Origin of the sequence: Halomonas litopenaei, assembly GCF_017303055.1 — a bacterium.
Classification (GTDB): Bacteria; Pseudomonadota; Gammaproteobacteria; order Pseudomonadales; family Halomonadaceae; genus Halomonas; species Halomonas litopenaei_A.
Window position 1 is genome coordinate 354616 of record NZ_JAEKJT010000001.1, and the last position, 15784, is coordinate 370399.

At 64.1% G+C, this 15784-nt stretch carries 14 protein-coding genes; 1 reads left to right on the forward strand and 13 read right to left on the reverse strand.

The window, feature by feature from the left end; all coding sequences use genetic code 11:
* Positions 1-13 precede the first annotated feature (13 nt).
* From JF545_RS01695 to JF545_RS01740, 10 genes are all read right to left on the reverse strand, one after another.
* Complete coding sequence (locus tag JF545_RS01695) at positions 14-202, reverse strand: hypothetical protein (RefSeq protein ID WP_206937860.1); 189 nt, start codon at positions 200-202, stop codon at positions 14-16.
* 171 nt (positions 203-373) lie between these two features.
* Positions 374-1288, reverse strand: coding sequence for a hydroxymethylglutaryl-CoA lyase (locus JF545_RS01700; RefSeq protein WP_206937861.1), 915 nt, complete (start codon positions 1286-1288; stop codon positions 374-376).
* Positions 1288-3420 carry an acetyl/propionyl/methylcrotonyl-CoA carboxylase subunit alpha gene (locus tag JF545_RS01705; protein WP_206937870.1) on the reverse strand — a complete coding sequence of 711 codons (2133 nt, stop codon included), beginning with the start codon at positions 3418-3420 and terminating at the stop codon, positions 1288-1290. Before JF545_RS01705 ends, JF545_RS01700 begins: the two co-directional genes overlap by 1 nt.
* Complete coding sequence (locus JF545_RS01710; RefSeq protein ID WP_206937872.1) at positions 3417-4238, reverse strand: enoyl-CoA hydratase-related protein; 822 nt, start codon at positions 4236-4238, stop codon at positions 3417-3419. Before JF545_RS01710 ends, JF545_RS01705 begins: the two co-directional genes overlap by 4 nt.
* Positions 4239-4252: 14 nt before the next feature.
* Complete coding sequence (locus JF545_RS01715) at positions 4253-5860, reverse strand: carboxyl transferase domain-containing protein (RefSeq protein ID WP_206937874.1); 1608 nt, start codon at positions 5858-5860, stop codon at positions 4253-4255.
* A gap of 87 nt (positions 5861-5947) precedes the next feature.
* Complete coding sequence (locus JF545_RS01720; RefSeq protein ID WP_206937876.1) at positions 5948-7117, reverse strand: isovaleryl-CoA dehydrogenase; 1170 nt, start codon at positions 7115-7117, stop codon at positions 5948-5950.
* 379 nt (positions 7118-7496) lie between these two features.
* Complete coding sequence (locus tag JF545_RS01725) at positions 7497-8000, reverse strand: cupin domain-containing protein (protein WP_206937878.1); 504 nt, start codon at positions 7998-8000, stop codon at positions 7497-7499.
* A 143-nt stretch (positions 8001-8143) separates the two neighbouring features.
* Positions 8144-9013: a substrate-binding domain-containing protein gene (locus tag JF545_RS01730; RefSeq protein ID WP_431606253.1), complete on the reverse strand. Its 870-nt coding sequence runs from the start codon at positions 9011-9013 to the stop codon at positions 8144-8146.
* An 85-nt stretch (positions 9014-9098) separates the two neighbouring features.
* The gene (locus JF545_RS01735) at positions 9099-9824 is read right to left on the reverse strand and encodes an ABC transporter ATP-binding protein (RefSeq protein ID WP_224852028.1); all 726 of its coding nucleotides are present in this window, start codon (positions 9822-9824) and stop codon (positions 9099-9101) included.
* Positions 9821-10519, reverse strand: a complete 699-nt coding sequence (locus JF545_RS01740; protein WP_206937880.1) for an ABC transporter permease — start codon at positions 10517-10519, stop codon at positions 9821-9823. The genes JF545_RS01735 and JF545_RS01740 overlap by 4 nt, the downstream gene beginning before the upstream one ends.
* A gap of 236 nt (positions 10520-10755) precedes the next feature.
* Between JF545_RS01740 and JF545_RS01745 the strand changes: the two genes are divergently transcribed.
* Positions 10756-11646, forward strand: coding sequence for a helix-turn-helix transcriptional regulator (locus tag JF545_RS01745; RefSeq protein WP_206937882.1), 891 nt, complete (start codon positions 10756-10758; stop codon positions 11644-11646).
* Between the two features lie 48 nt (positions 11647-11694).
* Here the strand turns inward: JF545_RS01745 and JF545_RS01750 are convergent, their stop codons facing one another.
* The 3 genes from JF545_RS01750 to JF545_RS01760 all read right to left on the reverse strand — a co-directional run bounded on the left by JF545_RS01750 (position 11695) and on the right by JF545_RS01760 (position 15484).
* On the reverse strand, positions 11695-12207 hold the full coding sequence (locus JF545_RS01750) for a hypothetical protein (protein ID WP_206937883.1): 513 nt from the start codon (positions 12205-12207) through the stop codon (positions 11695-11697).
* A gap of 152 nt (positions 12208-12359) precedes the next feature.
* A complete protein-coding gene (locus tag JF545_RS01755) occupies positions 12360-13676 on the reverse strand; it encodes an HlyD family type I secretion periplasmic adaptor subunit (protein ID WP_206937885.1) in 1317 nt (438 codons plus the stop codon).
* 2 nt (positions 13677-13678) lie between these two features.
* On the reverse strand, positions 13679-15484 hold the full coding sequence (locus tag JF545_RS01760) for a type I secretion system permease/ATPase (protein ID WP_206937887.1): 1806 nt from the start codon (positions 15482-15484) through the stop codon (positions 13679-13681).
* Between the last annotated feature and the right edge of the window lie 300 nt (positions 15485-15784).

Below are 15784 nucleotides of genomic sequence, written 5' to 3' on the forward strand. Positions count from 1 at the left end.
TCAGCGACTGGCGCTAGAGAATATCGTGATCAAGCCGCTGCCGCTCCAGTTCAGCGGCGTCCTTGCTGGCGTACTTGCGGACCACGATGGTACCCGATGGCGTCACCTCGACGTCATCCCAGCCGACCGTTTCCGCAGCCTCGATGGAGGTCGTCAGCTGCTGTTGAATCTGTTCCAGTACGAGCTGCCCTTCGCTACTCATGGCAATGCCTCTTTCTTCGCGCACCTTGGATAGTAGCATGTCCGCGGCGCCGCATAGCGAGCAAAACACCGCGAGCAGGGCGTCCAGGGCAGGGCGCCTAGGGCAAGGTCAGGGAAGCGGGAATCAGCGATCAGCGGCCCCTGACGGCGCCGCCGATCGCTCAGGTGTTCGTTAGCCCTTGGCGACCATCGCCACCCCCGCCTTGGAGCGATTCGGGCGGCCGATGGTGCGGGTGATCCAGTCACCGACGGCGGCGATACGTGCGAGATCGACCCCGCAGCCGATGCCGAGTCCTTCCAGCAGATACACCACGTCTTCGGTGGCGACGTTGCCGCTGGCGCCCTTGGCGTAGGGACAGCCCCCAAGGCCGGCCACCGAGCTGTCGATGACCTGGACACCGTCTTCGAGCACCGCCACCAGATTGGCCAGGGCCTGGCCATAGGTATCATGGAAGTGGGCCGCAAGTCGGGTGACCGGCACATCCCGAGCGACGGCTTCGAGCATGCGCCGGGCTTTCAGCGGCGTGCCGGTGCCGATGGTATCGCCCAGTGATACCTCGTAGCAGCCCATCTCATCCAGCGCTCGTGCCACCTTGGCCACCTGCCCAGGCGCGATGTCACCCTCATAGGGACAGCCCAGGACACAGGACACATACCCCCGTACCTGGATGCCCTCGGCCTTGGCACGTTCGACCACCGGGGCAAAGCGCTCGAGTGATTCGGCGATGGAGCAGTTGATGTTCTTCTGCGAGAACGATTCAGAGGCCGCGCCGAACACCGCGACTTCCTGCACGCCACATTCGATGGCGGCCTCCAGCCCCTTGAGGTTTGGCGTCAACGCCGAATAACGCCGTCCGGGCTGTGCTGCTCCCTCCTGCATCAGGGCCCGCATGACCTCGCGATGATCGGCCATCTGCGGCACCCACTTGGGGGAGACGAAGCTGGCCGCCTCGATATGGCAGTGTCCCGCCTTGGCCAGACGCTCGATCAGTTCGAGCTTGGTTGCCGTGGTGATCGGGTCCGGCTCGTTCTGCAGGCCGTCCCGCGGGCCCACCTCGACAATCCGCACCCTGTCGGGAAAGGCCATCAGAGAGCCTCCTTGTCATGCACGCTGTCGGCGGACTGGGCAGTGAAGTCGAGCAGCACATCGCCCTGGCCGACGGTGTCGCCAGCGGCGTAGCGAAAGGCCTCGACCGAACCGTCGGCAGGCGCGGTCAGCGTGTGCTCCATCTTCATGGCTTCCATGACCATCAGCGCGTCGCCCTTGCTGACCGCGGCGCCAGGCGCCACCAGCAGTGCCACGACGGTGCCATGCATCGGCGCGGTGAGCGTCGATTCCACCTCGTGCTGGCCATGATCGATGGCATCAATGCGACGCCAGCAGAGGCGCACTTCACCCTCAGGGCTGGACAGCACAATGGTATTTCGCTGCTGGCCTTGCCCCAGCAGGCGAGCCTGCAGCCGGCGGCGATGACCGTCCAGGGTGATCGCCACCGCGTCGCCGGGCAGCTCAGTCAGACTGGCAGATACCTCGGCACGAGATTCCCCGGGACCCCGGATGCTGAGCTGCCATGCCTGATCGCTGGCGGCGTGCCGTCCCTCCACCACGCACAGGCTGGATGGCTCGGCCTCAGCGGCCTCCCGTGGATCGCATAGCGCGATGCGGATTTGACGGGGGCCATTGACGCGAAAGCCATCGTGACGATCCCAGGGTGAGTCACTTTCCGACTCCCGGGACAATTGATGCAGTGCCACCAGGGCCGCGCTGGCCAGGCTCTGCTGGTCCAGCCCGCGGCTGGCAAACAGGCTTTCCTCATGGCGCTCGATAAAGCGGGTGTCGAGATGGGCGGCCTGAAAGTCCGGGTGGTTCGTCAGCCGCTGCAGGAAGCCTCGGTTGGTGATCACTCCCTGCACGTCCAGGGCGGCCAGCGCGCGATTGAGGCTGGCCAGGGCAGAGGCACGATCCGGGCCGTGGGTGATCAGCTTGGCCAGCATCGGATCATAGTGCATCGATACCGTGTCGCCAGTGGCCACCCCGCTATCCAGGCGCACCTGAGCGGAGCTCAGGTCGGCCCCGACCAGATCCAGCGCGAAGCGATCGAGCACGCCGGTGGCAGGCAGAAAGTCCTGGTCGGCATCCTCAGCGTACAGGCGCGCCTCAAAGCTATGGCCATCGATGGACAGCTGGTCCTGGCGCAACGGCAGCGGCTCATTCATCGCCACCCGCAGCTGCCATTCCACCAGGTCCTGGCCAGTGATCATCTCGGTCACCGGGTGCTCGACCTGCAGCCGCGTGTTCATTTCCATGAAATAGAAGGCGCCGTCCTGCTGTTGCGAAGCGCCGGGCGTCGCGTCGAGCAGGAATTCCACGGTGCCCGCGCCGACGTAACCGATCTCCTGGGCGGCGCGAACCGCGGCATCGCCCATGGCACGTCGTAGCGCTGCCGTCATGCCGGGGGCGGGCGCTTCCTCCAGTACCTTCTGGTGACGGCGCTGGACACTGCAGTCCCGTTCGAACAGGTACACCCCATTGCCGTGGCGGTCGCAGAACACCTGTACCTCAACGTGGCGGGGTTGGGTCAGGTACTTCTCGATCAGCATGCGATCGTCATTGAAAGCGGCTCTGGATTCCCGGCGGCAGCCTTCCAGCGCCGCCTGAAATTCGCTGCCGCTTTCGACCACGCGCATACCCTTGCCGCCGCCGCCAGCGCTGGCCTTGAGCAACACGGGGTAGCCGATGGCGTCCGCCTCGCGCTTGAGCAGAGCGTCGTCCTGGTCATCGCCGTGGTAGCCCGGTACCAACGGCACGCCGGCATCCATCATGCGTGCCTTGGCGGCGGACTTGTCGCCCATCGCCTTGATGCTGGCGGCGGGAGGGCCGACGAAGACAATGCCGGCGTCCTCGCAGGCCCGCACAAAGGCCTCGTTTTCCGACAGGAAACCATAGCCCGGATGAATGGCGCCGGCGCCGCTGCGGCGAGCAGCGTCGATCACCTTGGCGATATCCAGGTAGCTTTCCCGGGCGGCCGCCGGGCCGATATGGATGGCTTCGTCGGCTTCGCGCACGTGGCGGGCGTCGGCGTCCGCATCTGAATAGACGGCGATGGTCTTCAGGCCCATGGCGCGTGCGGTACGCATCACGCGGCAGGCGATCTCACCGCGATTGGCCACCAGCAGGGTGTCGAAGCGCAGCTGGTCAGCAGTGGGGGTCGAGCTCATGAGGCGCTCCCGCTATGGTTGGAGGTGCCCGCCCAGGCAGGGCGGCGCTTTTCGAGGAAGCTGGAAAGCCCTTCCTGGCCTTCGTCGCTGACGCGCAGGCGGCTGATGACCAGGCAGGTTCGCTCCCGCGTGGCCTGTTCGTCCGGCGCTCGAGCGACCTCAGCGAGCAAGGCCTTGGTCGCTCGACTGGCCTGGGGAGAGGTGGCCAGCAGGGTCTCGAGCATGCTCTCTACCGCGTGGTCCAGGGCCTCGGGTTCAACGACCGTGTGCACCAGATCCAGTGCCTGCGCTGTCGTGGCGTCCATCACCTCTGCGCTGAGCGCATAGCGGCGCATCTGGCGGCTGCCGATGGCGCGCAGCACGTAAGGGCTGATGACAGCCGGCGACAGGCCAATCTTGACCTCGGACAGGCAGAACTTGGCGCGCTGGGACGCCAACACGATATCGCAGCAGGCGGCGAGGCCCACGGCTCCGCCAAAGGCGGCACCTTGTACCCGGCACAAAGTGACGCAGGGCAGGGTGTCCAGTCCGTGCATTAGGCGCGACAGCTCGCGGGAATCGGCCAGGTTGTCGTCGACGCTGTAGTCGACCATGCGCTTCATCCAGTTGAGGTCGGCGCCGGCGGAGAAGCTCTTGCCCTCCGAGCCGAGCACCATGACCCGGACCTCGCCGCGCTCTGCGGCGGCGCGAACTCGGTCCAGGTGGCGATTGAGCTCGCCGATCAAGGCATCATCGAAGGCGTTATGGACCTCCGGACGCGTCAGCGTCAGCCAGGCCACCCCCCTGGCATCAATGTCTAGTGTCGATGTCTGAGACATGTCTGCATCCTCGGTTACATGCGGAAGACGCCGAAGCGCGTCTCTTCGATCTCGGCATTCATCGCGGCGGCCAGTGACAGCCCAAGCACGTCGCGGGTCTGGGCAGGGTCGATGACGCCGTCATCCCAAAGCCGCGCGCTGGCGTAGTAGGGGTGGCCCTGGTGCTCGTACTGCTCTCGGGTCGGCTGCTTGAAGGCCTCTTCCTGCTCTGCTGTCCAGGACTCCCCGGCGCGTTCCAGCTGCTCGCGCTTGACCTGTGACAGCACCCCGGCCGCCTGCTCGCCCCCCATCACCGAGATTCTGGCGTTGGGCCACATGAACAGCAGGTTGGGCTCGAAGGCGCGGCCGCACATGCCGTAGTTGCCGGCACCGAAACTGCCGCCGATCAGCACCGTGAACTTGGGCACGCGGGCACAGGCCACCGCAGTGACCAGCTTGGCGCCGTGCTTGGCAATGCCTTCATGCTCGTACTTCGAACCGACCATAAAGCCGGTGATGTTCTGCAGGAACACCAGGGGAATGCCGCGCTGGGCGCACAGCTCGATAAAGTGGGCGCCCTTGACCGCGCTTTCCGAGAACAGCACGCCGTTGTTGGCCACGATGCCAACGGGGTGGCCGTGGATATGGGCGAAGCCGGTGACCAGCGTATCGCCGTAGTAGCGCTTGAACTCGTCGAAGTCGGAACCGTCGACAATGCGGGCGATGACCTCACGTACGTCGAACGGCTTCTTCAGGTCGGTGCCGACGATACCGTACAGCTCGGCCGGATCGAGGGCGGGAGGACGCGGGGGCTGCATCGCCAGTCGGCCACGCTTCTGCCAGTTCAGTCGGGCGACACAGCGCCGGGCGAGCTGCAGGGCATGGGCATCATTGTCGGCGTAGTGGTCGGCAACGCCGCTGATCTTGGCGTGGACATCGGCGCCGCCAAGATCCTCGGCGCTGATGGTTTCACCGGTGGCAGCCTTGACCAGGGGCGGACCGCCAAGAAAGATGGTGCCCTGTTCGCGCACGATGATGGACTCGTCCGCCATGGCGGGCACGTAGGCTCCCCCGGCAGTGCAGGAGCCCATGACCACGGCGATCTGGGGAATACCCTCGGCCGATAGGGTGGCCTGGTTATAGAAGATGCGGCCGAAGTGGTCTCTGTCGGGGAACACCTCGTCCTGGCGTGGCAGAAAGGCACCGCCGGAATCGACCAGGTACACGCAGGGCAAGCGATGCTTGCGGGCGACTTCCTGGGCACGCAGATGCTTCTTCACCGTCAGCGGGAAGTAGGTGCCGCCCTTCACGGTGGCATCGTTGGCCACGATCACACACTCGACGCCGCTGATGCGACCGATCCCGGTAACCAGGCCTGCCGCCGGCACATCGCTGTCGTACACGCCGTGGGCGGCCAGGGCCGACAGCTCCAGAAAGGGCGACCCCTCGTCGATCAAGTGATCGATGCGGTCGCGTACAAACAGCTTGCCGCGGGATTCGTGGCGACTGCGTGCCTTGTCACCGCCGCCGCGACGAATGGCGTCGGTCAGTTCGTTCAGCTTGCCGACCTCGGCACGCATGGCCGCATCCCGAGCCACAAAGTCTTCGGAACGCGGATTGATTGCGGTATCCAACATGGCCATCTGGTGGCTCCGTAGGCAAAAGAGGGGCGACGTACGCCAGCATTCACAAGGCGCTCAACGCGCTCTGCTCCGGGGTCAACGTCCGCTTCAGGCGGACTCGTTGAACAGCTCGCGGCCGATCAGCATGCGCCGGATCTCACTGGTGCCCGCGCCGATCTCGTACAGCTTGGCGTCGCGCAGCAGGCGACCCGTCGGGTACTCGTTGATGTAGCCATTGCCGCCCAGCAGCTGAATGGCATCCAGCGCCACCTGGGTAGCCTTCTCGGCGCAGTAGAGAATGACCCCGGCGGCGTCCTTGCGTGACGTCTGACCCCGATCGCAGGCCGCGGCCACCGCATAAAGGTAGGCGCGGCAGGCGTTCAGTGTGGTGTACATGTCGGCCATCTTGCCCTGCACCAGCTGGAATTCGCCGATGGACTGGTTGAACTGCTTGCGTTCGTGGATGTAAGGCACGACCACATCCATGGCGGCCTGCATGATGCCGATAGGGCCCGCCGCCAGCACGGTGCGCTCGTAGTCGAGGCCGCTCATCAGCACGCGCACACCCTTGCCGACTTCGCCCAGCACGTTCTCCGCGGGGACCGCGCAGTCCTCGAACACCAGTTCACAGGTGTTGGAACCCCGCATCCCCAGCTTGTCGAGCTTCTGGGCGGTCGAGAAACCGTCGAATCCTTTCTCGATGATGAAGGCGGTGATGCCCTTGGACCCGGCGTCCGGGTCGGTCTTGGCATAGACCACCAGCACATCGGCGTCAGGGCCATTGGTGATCCACATCTTGTTGCCGTTAAGGATGTAGCGATCGCCTTCCTTGCGCGCGCGCAGCGACATGGACACCACATCGGACCCGGCTCCCGGCTCGGACATGGCCAGTGCGCCCACATGCTCGCCGGATATCAGCTTGGGCAGGTACTTGGCCTTCTGTTCGGCGTTGGCGTTGATCTTCAGCTGATTGACGCACAGGTTGGAATGGGCGCCGTAGGACAGTCCGACGGATGCGCTGGCGCGGGAGATTTCCTCCATGGCGATGCAGTGGGCCAGGTAGCCCATGCCGCTGCCGCCATCTTCGTCGGGAACGGTGATGCCCAGCAGGCCCATGTCACCGAACTTCTGCCACAGATCAGCGGGAAATTCGTTGCGCTCGTCGATCTCGGCGGCGCGAGGGGCGATCTCGTCGCGGGCAAAGGCATTCACCTGATCGCGAAGCATGACCAGGGTTTCATCGAGGCCAAAATCGAGCGGGGTATAGGGGCTGAACATGGCGGGCTCCAAAGCGTCTTGAATGGTCGTTGCGGTGGCGGTCAAGACCACGACCATCGGCGGTGATGTAGGGCTGAAAAAGCCGATCAGCGGCCGTCGAGGCAGCGGCTGGCGGAATGCTAAGAAGACTAGGCAAAGTTGACGTTAACGTAAAGTGCAGCTTCTGCCGCTTGCGACCAAAGTGGGGGGCGACATCGTCTGCAGGGGGGAATCGATGGACCTGGGGGGAGCCATGGGCAGAGTAGCAGTCGGCGCAATGATCAAGCTGCCCTTAGAGGACTCTTGGCGTTGGGCTAAGGCCCCTCGGCTTTGGGCTAATTGGGCTAAACCCCTGGCGAAGCCGGCCAGGTCGGCTGATGGTCAGCCGGCTCAGCCAGCGTCAGTCCTCGCCCTGCCAGTAGTCCACGGTATCCTTGCGCAGGCCGGTGTGCTCGAAGCCGCGGCTGGCCTTGTCGCCCCCCGGGGCCGAGCCGGTGACGACCTGGAACTTGCCAGAGTCCGAATACTCCGTCACGTCCGGGGCATTCATGCTGCTGATGCATAGATAGGTGAGAGGCTCGTCGGAGTCGTTGATGATCTGATGGGCGCAGTCGGGGTCTGCGGCAGGTGCCGCGATCAACTCGCCTTCGACGATCGGATAGCGCTTGTCGCCCAGGCGCACGCTGCCTTTGCCCTTCAGCACCACAAACATCTCGTCGTTGTTGTGATGGAAATGAAAGGGCCAGGCGTGGCAGCCCGGCGCCAGGGTGACCCGGCGACAACCAAGATCGCGCATGCCCAGCACCGGCGTCAGGTTGATGATGCTGGCGTCGACCTTGTCGCCGTGCTGGTGGTGTTCTCGGGCAATCGGGCAATGGCAGAGAGAGAGGATGCGTGCGCGCATTGAGGGTCCTTGTGTGTGCAGCGGACGGACGAGCAGCCCGCAAGTGGAGCGTCGTCCGTCCTGCGTCGGTCCTCATTGCAGCCTAGACGCCGGAGCCATGCAGCGCTATCTCGACAGGGCTCGCGGCGTCGATCAGGATAGGCTTAGTGGGCGTCAGCGTTGGGGAAGAACAGCTGCTGACCCTTGACCTCGAAGTCACCGATCGCCTGCTGGCCTTGTTCGGACAGCAGCCAGTCATGCCACTGGTCAGCCAGGTCATGCTTCAGCTCCGGGTGACGCTCCCGCGACAGCTTGAGGCTGCCGTACTGGTTGAACAGGACGTCATCGCCTTCGAACAACAGCTCAAGGTTCTGGCGGTTATCAAAGGCGACCCAGGTCGCGCGGTCGGACATGACGTAGGCATCCATACCCGCGGCAGTGTTGAGGGTCGCGCCCATGCCGCTCCCCAGCTCGCGATACCAGTCACTGCCAGGCTCAACGCCAGCGGCATCCCACAGGCGCAATTCAGCCCGATTGGTGCCGCTGTCGTCGCCGCGAGAGGTGAAGGGGGCTCCACTCTCTGCGATCAAGCCAAAGGCAGTGGCTGCACTGTCGGCGTCGCGGATGCCGGCCGGATCGTCGGACGGTCCGATTAGTACAAAGTCGTTGTACATGACGTCATCGCGCTGACTGGCGTAGCCGTCCGCCACGAAGGCTTCCTCGCCGGCAGTGTCGTGTACCAGCAGGCTATCAGCGTCACCGCGACGGGCGATTTCGAAGGCCTGGCCGGTGCCCACCGCGACCACGTGCACGTCGATGCCGGTGCTGTCGGTGAAGGTCGGAATAATGGCGTCAAACAGTCCAGAGTTCTGGGTGGATGTGGTCGATGCGAGGGTGATGAAGGGGGCCGCGTCCTGGGCCAGTGCGCTGCTGGCACCGAGCATCAGCGCGCACGCCGCGGCAGCGCTGGTGGCCGCACGACGAACCTGCATGGAAGACAGCCTGCGCGACGATGGGGTATGGCGATGTGACATGGTGCAGTTCCTTGCGTAGATCGCACGACGGGTGTCGTGCGGTGGATGAATGGGCCTGAGGCGTGGTCACCACCGTGGCCTCTATCTAGTCCAGTAGCTCTCCTGCGATAAAAGCGCTGGCTTCCTGGGTGACGGGGCGGCTGAAGAACAGGTTGGCCGGGCTTTGTTCGACCAGTCGGCCCCGGTGCAGCAGGATGACGTCGTCGGCCAGACGGCGCGCCTGGTGCATGTCGTGACTGGACATGACAATCCGCACGCCTTGCTGATGGAAGGTCTCGATGGCACTCTCCACCGCCCGAATGGCGGCGGGGTCAAGCGCTGAGGTCGGTTCGTCAAGGAACAGCACCTCGGGCTCCAGCAGCCAGGCCCGGGCCAGTGCCAGACGCTGCTGCTCACCACCTGACAGCACGCGAGCCGGGCGTTTGGCCAGGCTTTCCAAGCCAAAGCGCTCGAGGGCGGCGATGGCGCGCTGGCGCCGCTGTCGGCGTGGCACATGATTCACCGCCAACGCATACTCGAGGTTGGCCAGGGCGCTACGTCTGAGCAGAACCGGACGCTGAAATACCATGGCCTGGCGGGGAGCCGAACCTTCCCATTGCAGCTGTCCCTGGGTGGGCGAGAGCAGGCCATGGGCAAGACGCATCAAGAGGCTCTTGCCCGCGCCATTGGGGCCCATGATCAGGGTGCGCCGATGACCGTCGAGAGTCAGTGACAGGGGGCCCAGCAGGCGCTGACCAGCGGTCGAGAAGCCGACCCGGTCGAGGGTGAGGCGAGGGGCCGAGGCTGGCGCCGACAGCGTCATCGTGGTCATCCCAGCTGCCTCCTGGTGGACTCGCCGATCAGGTGGGCGAGGGCGTTGATCAGCCCTACCAGGGCCAACAGCACGATGCCCAGACCCAGCGCCAGGGGCAGGTTGCCCTTGCTGGTCTCGAGCACGATGGCGGTGGTCATCACCCGGGTGACGCCGTCGATGTTGCCGCCGACGATCATCACGGCGCCCACCTCGGCGCTGGCTCGTCCAAAGCCCGCCAGCATGACCGTAATCAACGCGAGACGGGCGTCCCACAGCAGCGTCGGGATACGGCGTACACGGGAAATCCCCATGGATGCCAGCTGCTCGGCGTATTCGCCATGCAGCTCCTCGACCTTCTGCCGGGTCAGCGAGGCCAGAATCGGCAGGACCAGAATGACCTGTGCCACTACCATGGCGGTGGGGGTAAACAGCAGGCCCAGGGAGCCAAGGGGCCCAGCCCGGGACAGCAGCAGATAGACGCTGAGGCCCGCCACCACCGGTGGCAGGCCCATCAGCGCGTTAAGGGCGATGATCAGCGGGGCTCGACCGGGGAAACGGTACAGTGCCAGCGCCGCGCCAAGGGGCAACGCCAGCGCGGCAGCGATGGCGACCGCCGTCAGCGAGATGCGCAGGGACAGGCTGACGATGGCCAGCAGGTCGGGATCCAGTCCAACAATCAGGTCCAGGGCGGTGGCAAAGGCGGAGTCGGTCATCACGGCTCGGGTCAGGTAGGGTCAGAACGGCGCCGCGGTCGCGGGATGCCCTTGATATACCAGCATAATGTGATGAAACGTCGGCATGCGCATCCGTGCACTGAAATTTATGCAGCCTGAAACATCTTCGTGCATAGTTACTGGCTACATCTTTCGGCTAGTGGCTCGTTCTGAATCAGTGAACCAGCGCTTCGAGACAGACGACCAGCCCAGTAGAGCAAAAGGGAGGCAGGACCATGGATGACGCAGCGTTCCCGACCTATCTGACCACCTCGGAAGTGGCGGATTATCTGCGCCTGAAACCGCGCAAGGTGTATGACCTGGTGCGCCAGGGGCAGATTCCGTGCAGCCGGGCCACCGGCAAGCTGCTGTTCCCGCGGCAGGCGGTGGATCTGTGGGTCATGAATCACCTGGAGGGGGATCAGGCGGCCAGCGTGGGACCTCAGGAAGTCCTCGGTGGCAGTCAGGATCCGCTGCTCGACTGGGCCATGCGCGAGAGCGGCTGTGGCCTGGCCAGCCTGTGCCAGGGCAGCGGTGACGGCATCCAGCGACTGCTGGCCGGCAAGGCGAGCGTGGTCGGCGCGCACCTGCTGGATGCCGATGGCGGCTATAACAATCCTGCGCAGCTGGGACTGGGAGGCATGCGTGACCTGGTCGTTGTCCACTGGGCACGTCGCCAGCAGGGGTTGATGCTGGCGGCGGACAATCCGCTGGGTATCTCGGGACTTGGTGACCTGACCCGGGGCGACGTCCGGGTGGCACGTCGACCGCAGGGCGCAGGGGCCCATCGCCTGCTGCAAGGACTGCTGGATCGGCAGGGTATCTCGATGGACGCCCTTGGCCTGCTGGAGCAACCCGCCATGAGCGAGGATGATCTTGCCCTGTCGATTGCCCAGGGCAGGGCAGACGCGGGCCTTGGTGTCGAAGCGGCGGCGCGACGTCAGGGACTCGCCTTCCTGCCGCTGCAGCAGGAGTCCTTTGATCTGCTGCTGCGCCGCAGGAGTTACTTCGAGCCGCCGTTGCAACGGCTGCTGGCGTTCGCACGGCAACCCCGCCTGCGTGAGCAGGCCGAACAGTTCGGCGGTTACGACGTCTCTGACCTGGGAGCCGTTCGCTTCAACGCCTGATAGCGGTGTGACGCCGTCCCGCGAGTGCAGGGCAGGCTAAAGCGTGGCTCAAGGCTGTCGGTCCGTTGTGCGATGAATGATCTGTGGTACCAGCCGCTCCGAGAACCCCGCGGCAAAGGACCAGAAGATCAGTTTGGCGACGTCCTCTCCCTGGGCGGGATAGGTTCGCGAGAGAAAGTGAAGAATGTCATCCGTGGTAGGCGGTTCGGGGAAGGCGGCGATGTGATAGCTGGGGAACAGGTGCCCTTCGATCAGGCCGGCCAGGGTAAGCGCGTAGAACACCAGCGCAAAGGTGCCTCCGTAGATGGGCACCACCAGCACGGTCGCCCAGGACTGGGTGAGCAGTCGCAGTTCGGTCGACGAGATGTGCTTCAAGCGTTGCTGAATACTGACAAAGCCTCCGACGATGCCGCATTCGAACACCAGCCAGGAAATCATCAGGCGCTGCTGAAACCACAGCGTTGCCGCGAACAGGGCAGCCGTGGCCAGCAGGCTGATAATGATGAACACCAGCAGTCGTCTCGACACCACCAGCAGCATCTTGGTGCGATTGTCGTACACGTGCCGAACCCCGCAATGTGGCATCGCCGTACCAGCGTCTCTACCTCACTATAGACCCAGGACAGACCCAGGACAGACGCAGAACAGACGCTGGCTACGGCGGCAGGGGGTGTAGGCTGAACCGCTTCCCATTCGGCGCAGGATCGTCGTCTTTACTCCTCGCGCATGGCTCTTGCCAGCATGTCGGTGACCGGTTTGGCCACGTAGCTGGCGAAGCTGCGCTCGCTGGTGCGGATCATCACCTCCGCTGGCATGCCGGCCATCAGGCGCATGTTGTCGGTCATGTTGGCCTCGCCCTGTTGCGTGACCTGGATGCGCACCTTGTAGTAGCGCTCTCGGGTGGCTTCGTCCTCGAAACTGTTGGCGCTGACGTGGACCACCTCGCCATCGATGACGTTGGACAGGCGCTGGTTGAAGGCGCTGAAGCGAATCTCCGCCGGCTGTCCCAGGTAAAGATGGTCCACGTCGTGGTTGGCTACCCTGGCCTCGACGATAAAACCATCGCCCATTGGCACCAGATCCATCAGCGGATCGCCTCCGCGGATGACCGCTCCCAGGGTATGGACCTTCAGTCCCACCACGGTGCCGGCCACCGGCGCGGTAATGGCCGTGCGTCGCAGGGTATCGGTCAGGGCTACCAGGCGCTCCTCCGCATCGGCCACTTCCGACTGCACCTGACGCAGGGCCTCGCCGACCTGTTGCTGGAATTCCTGCAGGCGAATCTGCTTGTTCAACACGTTCTCGCTGATCTGCGCGCGCAGTCGGGCTACCTCGGCCAGATGACGCGCATTGTCGCTCTGGTACTCGAGGCTCTCCCTCTCCATTTCGCGCATCCGCTGACTGCTGATCAGTCCATCCCGGAACAGCTTGCGGTGATTGGCCACCTCACCATTGAGCGAGTCGATCCTTCGCTGAGTGATCTGGCGGGTGGCCTCGAGCCCGGTGATCTGCTCGTCCAGCTGCAGAATCTGCTGATCAAGTGCCGCCAGGGTGCCGTCCAGAGACTCTCGACGGACCTCGAACAGGCGCTGCTGAACCCCCAGCACCGCCTGGACGCGGCCATTGTCGGACTGACGCAGAGCGTCGGGAAACACCAGCTGGTCCGCTCCTGCCTGCTCGGCCAGTAGCCGTACCTCGCTGGCCCTGGCGATCAGATAGTCCGCCTCGACGATACGGCTCTGGGCCCTGGCTTGGGTGTCATCCAGCGTGATCAGCACGTCGCCGGCATCGACCTGACTGCCGTCTTCCACATGGATACGCTCGACGATACCGCCCTCCAGGTGTTGCACCGTCTTGGTGAAGCTTTCCACCGAGACGGAGCCGGGGGCAACAACGGAAACCGCCAGACTGGCCATCACCGACCAGCTGCCGAAGCCGCCCAGCGCCACCAGCAGGATGAGCAGCCCAAGGCGGCGGTAACGTTGATCTTGCAACGGCAATTCTTGTTGAGGGGCACCTGCGGGATTCATGATCAGGTCTCCTTGCTGTCGGGACGGACAGTGGACGCCGTGGATACCGGCGACGCCGATTCAGCGGGCACGGCCGCGCTTCTGCCACGTGCGCTGGGGCGCAGGGTGGTGACGGGGGAGACCCGTCTTGCCCCCGCCGCCACGGCGGAGACCGGCTCTCGGCGCCCCGGTGGCGTGAGCGATGCCACGCGTCCCTCCTTGAGCACGAGAATGCGGTCCACATTGGCCAGCAGGCGCTGACGATGGGTGATGATCAGTGCAGTGGTGCCCTGCTGGCGCAATTCGATCAGGCATTGGGCCAGGGCCGCTTCGCCGGCATCGTCCAGGTTGGCATCGGGTTCATCCAGCACGATCAGGGCAGGGTTGCCGTACAGCGCTCGGGCCAGGCCGATACGCTGGCGCTGACCAGCGGACAGCGCGCTGCCGCCGTGATCCAGCCAGGTGTCATAGCCGTCCGGAAGCTTGAGCACCAGTTCGTGCACACCGGCGCGGCGGGCGGCCCGCACCACCTGTTCCGGGTCCACGTCCTGAAAGCGCGCAATGTTCTCGGCGACGCTGCCATCAAACAGCTCGATGTCCTGGGGCAGGTAGCCCAGATGCGGCCCCAGCGCCGTGCGTTCCCATTTATTGATGTCGGCGCCGTCCAGGCGCACGCAGCCCAGCTGGGTGGGCCACAACCCGAGCACCACCCGAGCCAGCGTGGACTTGCCTGCCGCGCTGGGCCCCACCACCGCAATGTGTTCGCCCTTGGCCATGCGCAGGTCGATATTGGTGATGGTGGGCAGCTTGACGCCGGGAGGCGCTGCGCTGACGTCGTCCAGCGTCAGCTGTCCTCGCGGGCTTGGCAGCGGCATCGCCGGCGGTTCGGCAGGAACCTCGTCCAGCAGGGCTTCCAGCCGCCCCTTGGCGGTACGCGCGCCAGAGAATCCCTTCCAGCCATTGATCATCTGGTCGATAGGGGCCAGCGCCCGGCCCATGAGAATGGAGCCGGCGATCATCATGCCCGGGGTCAACTCACCGCGCAGAACCAGAAAGGCACCGACTCCAAGAATCAAGGACTGAAACATCAGCCGCAGCACCTTGGAGGTGTTGGTCAGCAGGCCTGAGCGGTCGCTGGCCATGGACTGCAGCACCAGGTATTCGCGATGACGTGCTGCCCAACGCCCCTGGATGCCTGGCAGCATGCCCATGGCATGCAGTACCTCGGCATTGCGCAGGTTGCTGTTGGCCAGATCCTGTGACTGCACGTGGCGACCGTTGGCCTCTGTCAGCAGCGGTTTGGTCAGTCGTTCATTGATCACGGCAATGGTCGCGAGGATGATCCCGGCCACCAGAGCGAACAGCCCAAACCAGGGATGGAAGAGGGCCAGCACGCCGATGTAGATCGGCACCCAGGGAGCGTCGAAGAAGGCAAACAACCCGTTGCCCGACAGGAACTGGCGCAGGCTGGTCAGGTCGTTGAGCGGCTGGGCGGAGGGTTTGCCGGGGCTCGCCAGGCTGCGCTTGAACATGGCGGCGTAGAGGCGTGGGCTGATCAAGGTGTCCAGTCGGTTACCCACCCTGACCAGGATTCTCGAGCGCATCAGCTCAAGTCCCCCCATCACCATAAAGAGAAACACCACCACCAGTGTCATCATCCACAGAGTTTCCTGGCTGCGGGTGGTCAGCACGCGGTCGTAGACCTGCAGCATATATAGCGGTGGTACCAACATCAGCAGGTTGATAAACATGCTGAACAGCGCCACATAGCCGAAGCTTCTTCGACAGAAGGCGAGGACCTTACGCAGGTCATTCTTCTCTGCAGCCATGATGGTTCCCCCTGACATCACCCCTCTTGTGGTGATGGTGTTGTTGTCGTTATCCGTGGTTTTCTTTTTTTTGTGATGTGTGGCGCATCTTCGATCTATTGATGTTCTCTTGAGTGTTCTCCTGAAGACCCTCGGAAGTGTTCCGAGATATTGGTTCGTCCGGGTGATGTGATGATGGTGAAAAAGAGCCATGAAACGGAAATGGGTCTCGATGGGATAGTAGCGAAAATATGGCCAACCACAATAGCGATGAAGGCAATGAGGCCAATGTTTTCTTCGACTTTTGCAGAGAGGAAAGAA

What these genes read in the sequence shown, in the direction of transcription:
- JF545_RS01710 (WP_206937872.1), bottom strand. Translation starts at nt 4,238, where the DNA reads ATGTCTCAGACATCGACACTAGACATTGATGCCAGGGGGGTGGCCTGG.
- JF545_RS01705 (WP_206937870.1), bottom strand. Translation starts at nt 3,420, where the DNA reads ATGAGCTCGACCCCCACTGCTGACCAGCTGCGCTTCGACACCCTGCTG.
- JF545_RS01755 (WP_206937885.1), bottom strand. Translation starts at nt 13,676, where the DNA reads ATGAATCCCGCAGGTGCCCCTCAACAAGAATTGCCGTTGCAAGATCAA.
- JF545_RS01700 (WP_206937861.1), bottom strand. Translation starts at nt 1,288, where the DNA reads ATGGCCTTTCCCGACAGGGTGCGGATTGTCGAGGTGGGCCCGCGGGAC.
- JF545_RS01735 (WP_224852028.1), bottom strand. Translation starts at nt 9,824, where the DNA reads ATGACCACGATGACGCTGTCGGCGCCAGCCTCGGCCCCTCGCCTCACC.
- JF545_RS01725 (WP_206937878.1), bottom strand. Translation starts at nt 8,000, where the DNA reads ATGCGCGCACGCATCCTCTCTCTCTGCCATTGCCCGATTGCCCGAGAA.
- JF545_RS01695 (WP_206937860.1), bottom strand. Translation starts at nt 202, where the DNA reads ATGAGTAGCGAAGGGCAGCTCGTACTGGAACAGATTCAACAGCAGCTG.
- JF545_RS01745 (WP_206937882.1), top strand. Translation starts at nt 10,756, where the DNA reads ATGGATGACGCAGCGTTCCCGACCTATCTGACCACCTCGGAAGTGGCG.
- JF545_RS01730 (WP_431606253.1), bottom strand. Translation starts at nt 9,013, where the DNA reads ATGTCACATCGCCATACCCCATCGTCGCGCAGGCTGTCTTCCATGCAG.
- JF545_RS01720 (WP_206937876.1), bottom strand. Translation starts at nt 7,117, where the DNA reads ATGTTCAGCCCCTATACCCCGCTCGATTTTGGCCTCGATGAAACCCTG.
- JF545_RS01760 (WP_206937887.1), bottom strand. Translation starts at nt 15,484, where the DNA reads ATGGCTGCAGAGAAGAATGACCTGCGTAAGGTCCTCGCCTTCTGTCGA.
- JF545_RS01740 (WP_206937880.1), bottom strand. Translation starts at nt 10,519, where the DNA reads ATGACCGACTCCGCCTTTGCCACCGCCCTGGACCTGATTGTTGGACTG.
- JF545_RS01715 (WP_206937874.1), bottom strand. Translation starts at nt 5,860, where the DNA reads ATGGCCATGTTGGATACCGCAATCAATCCGCGTTCCGAAGACTTTGTG.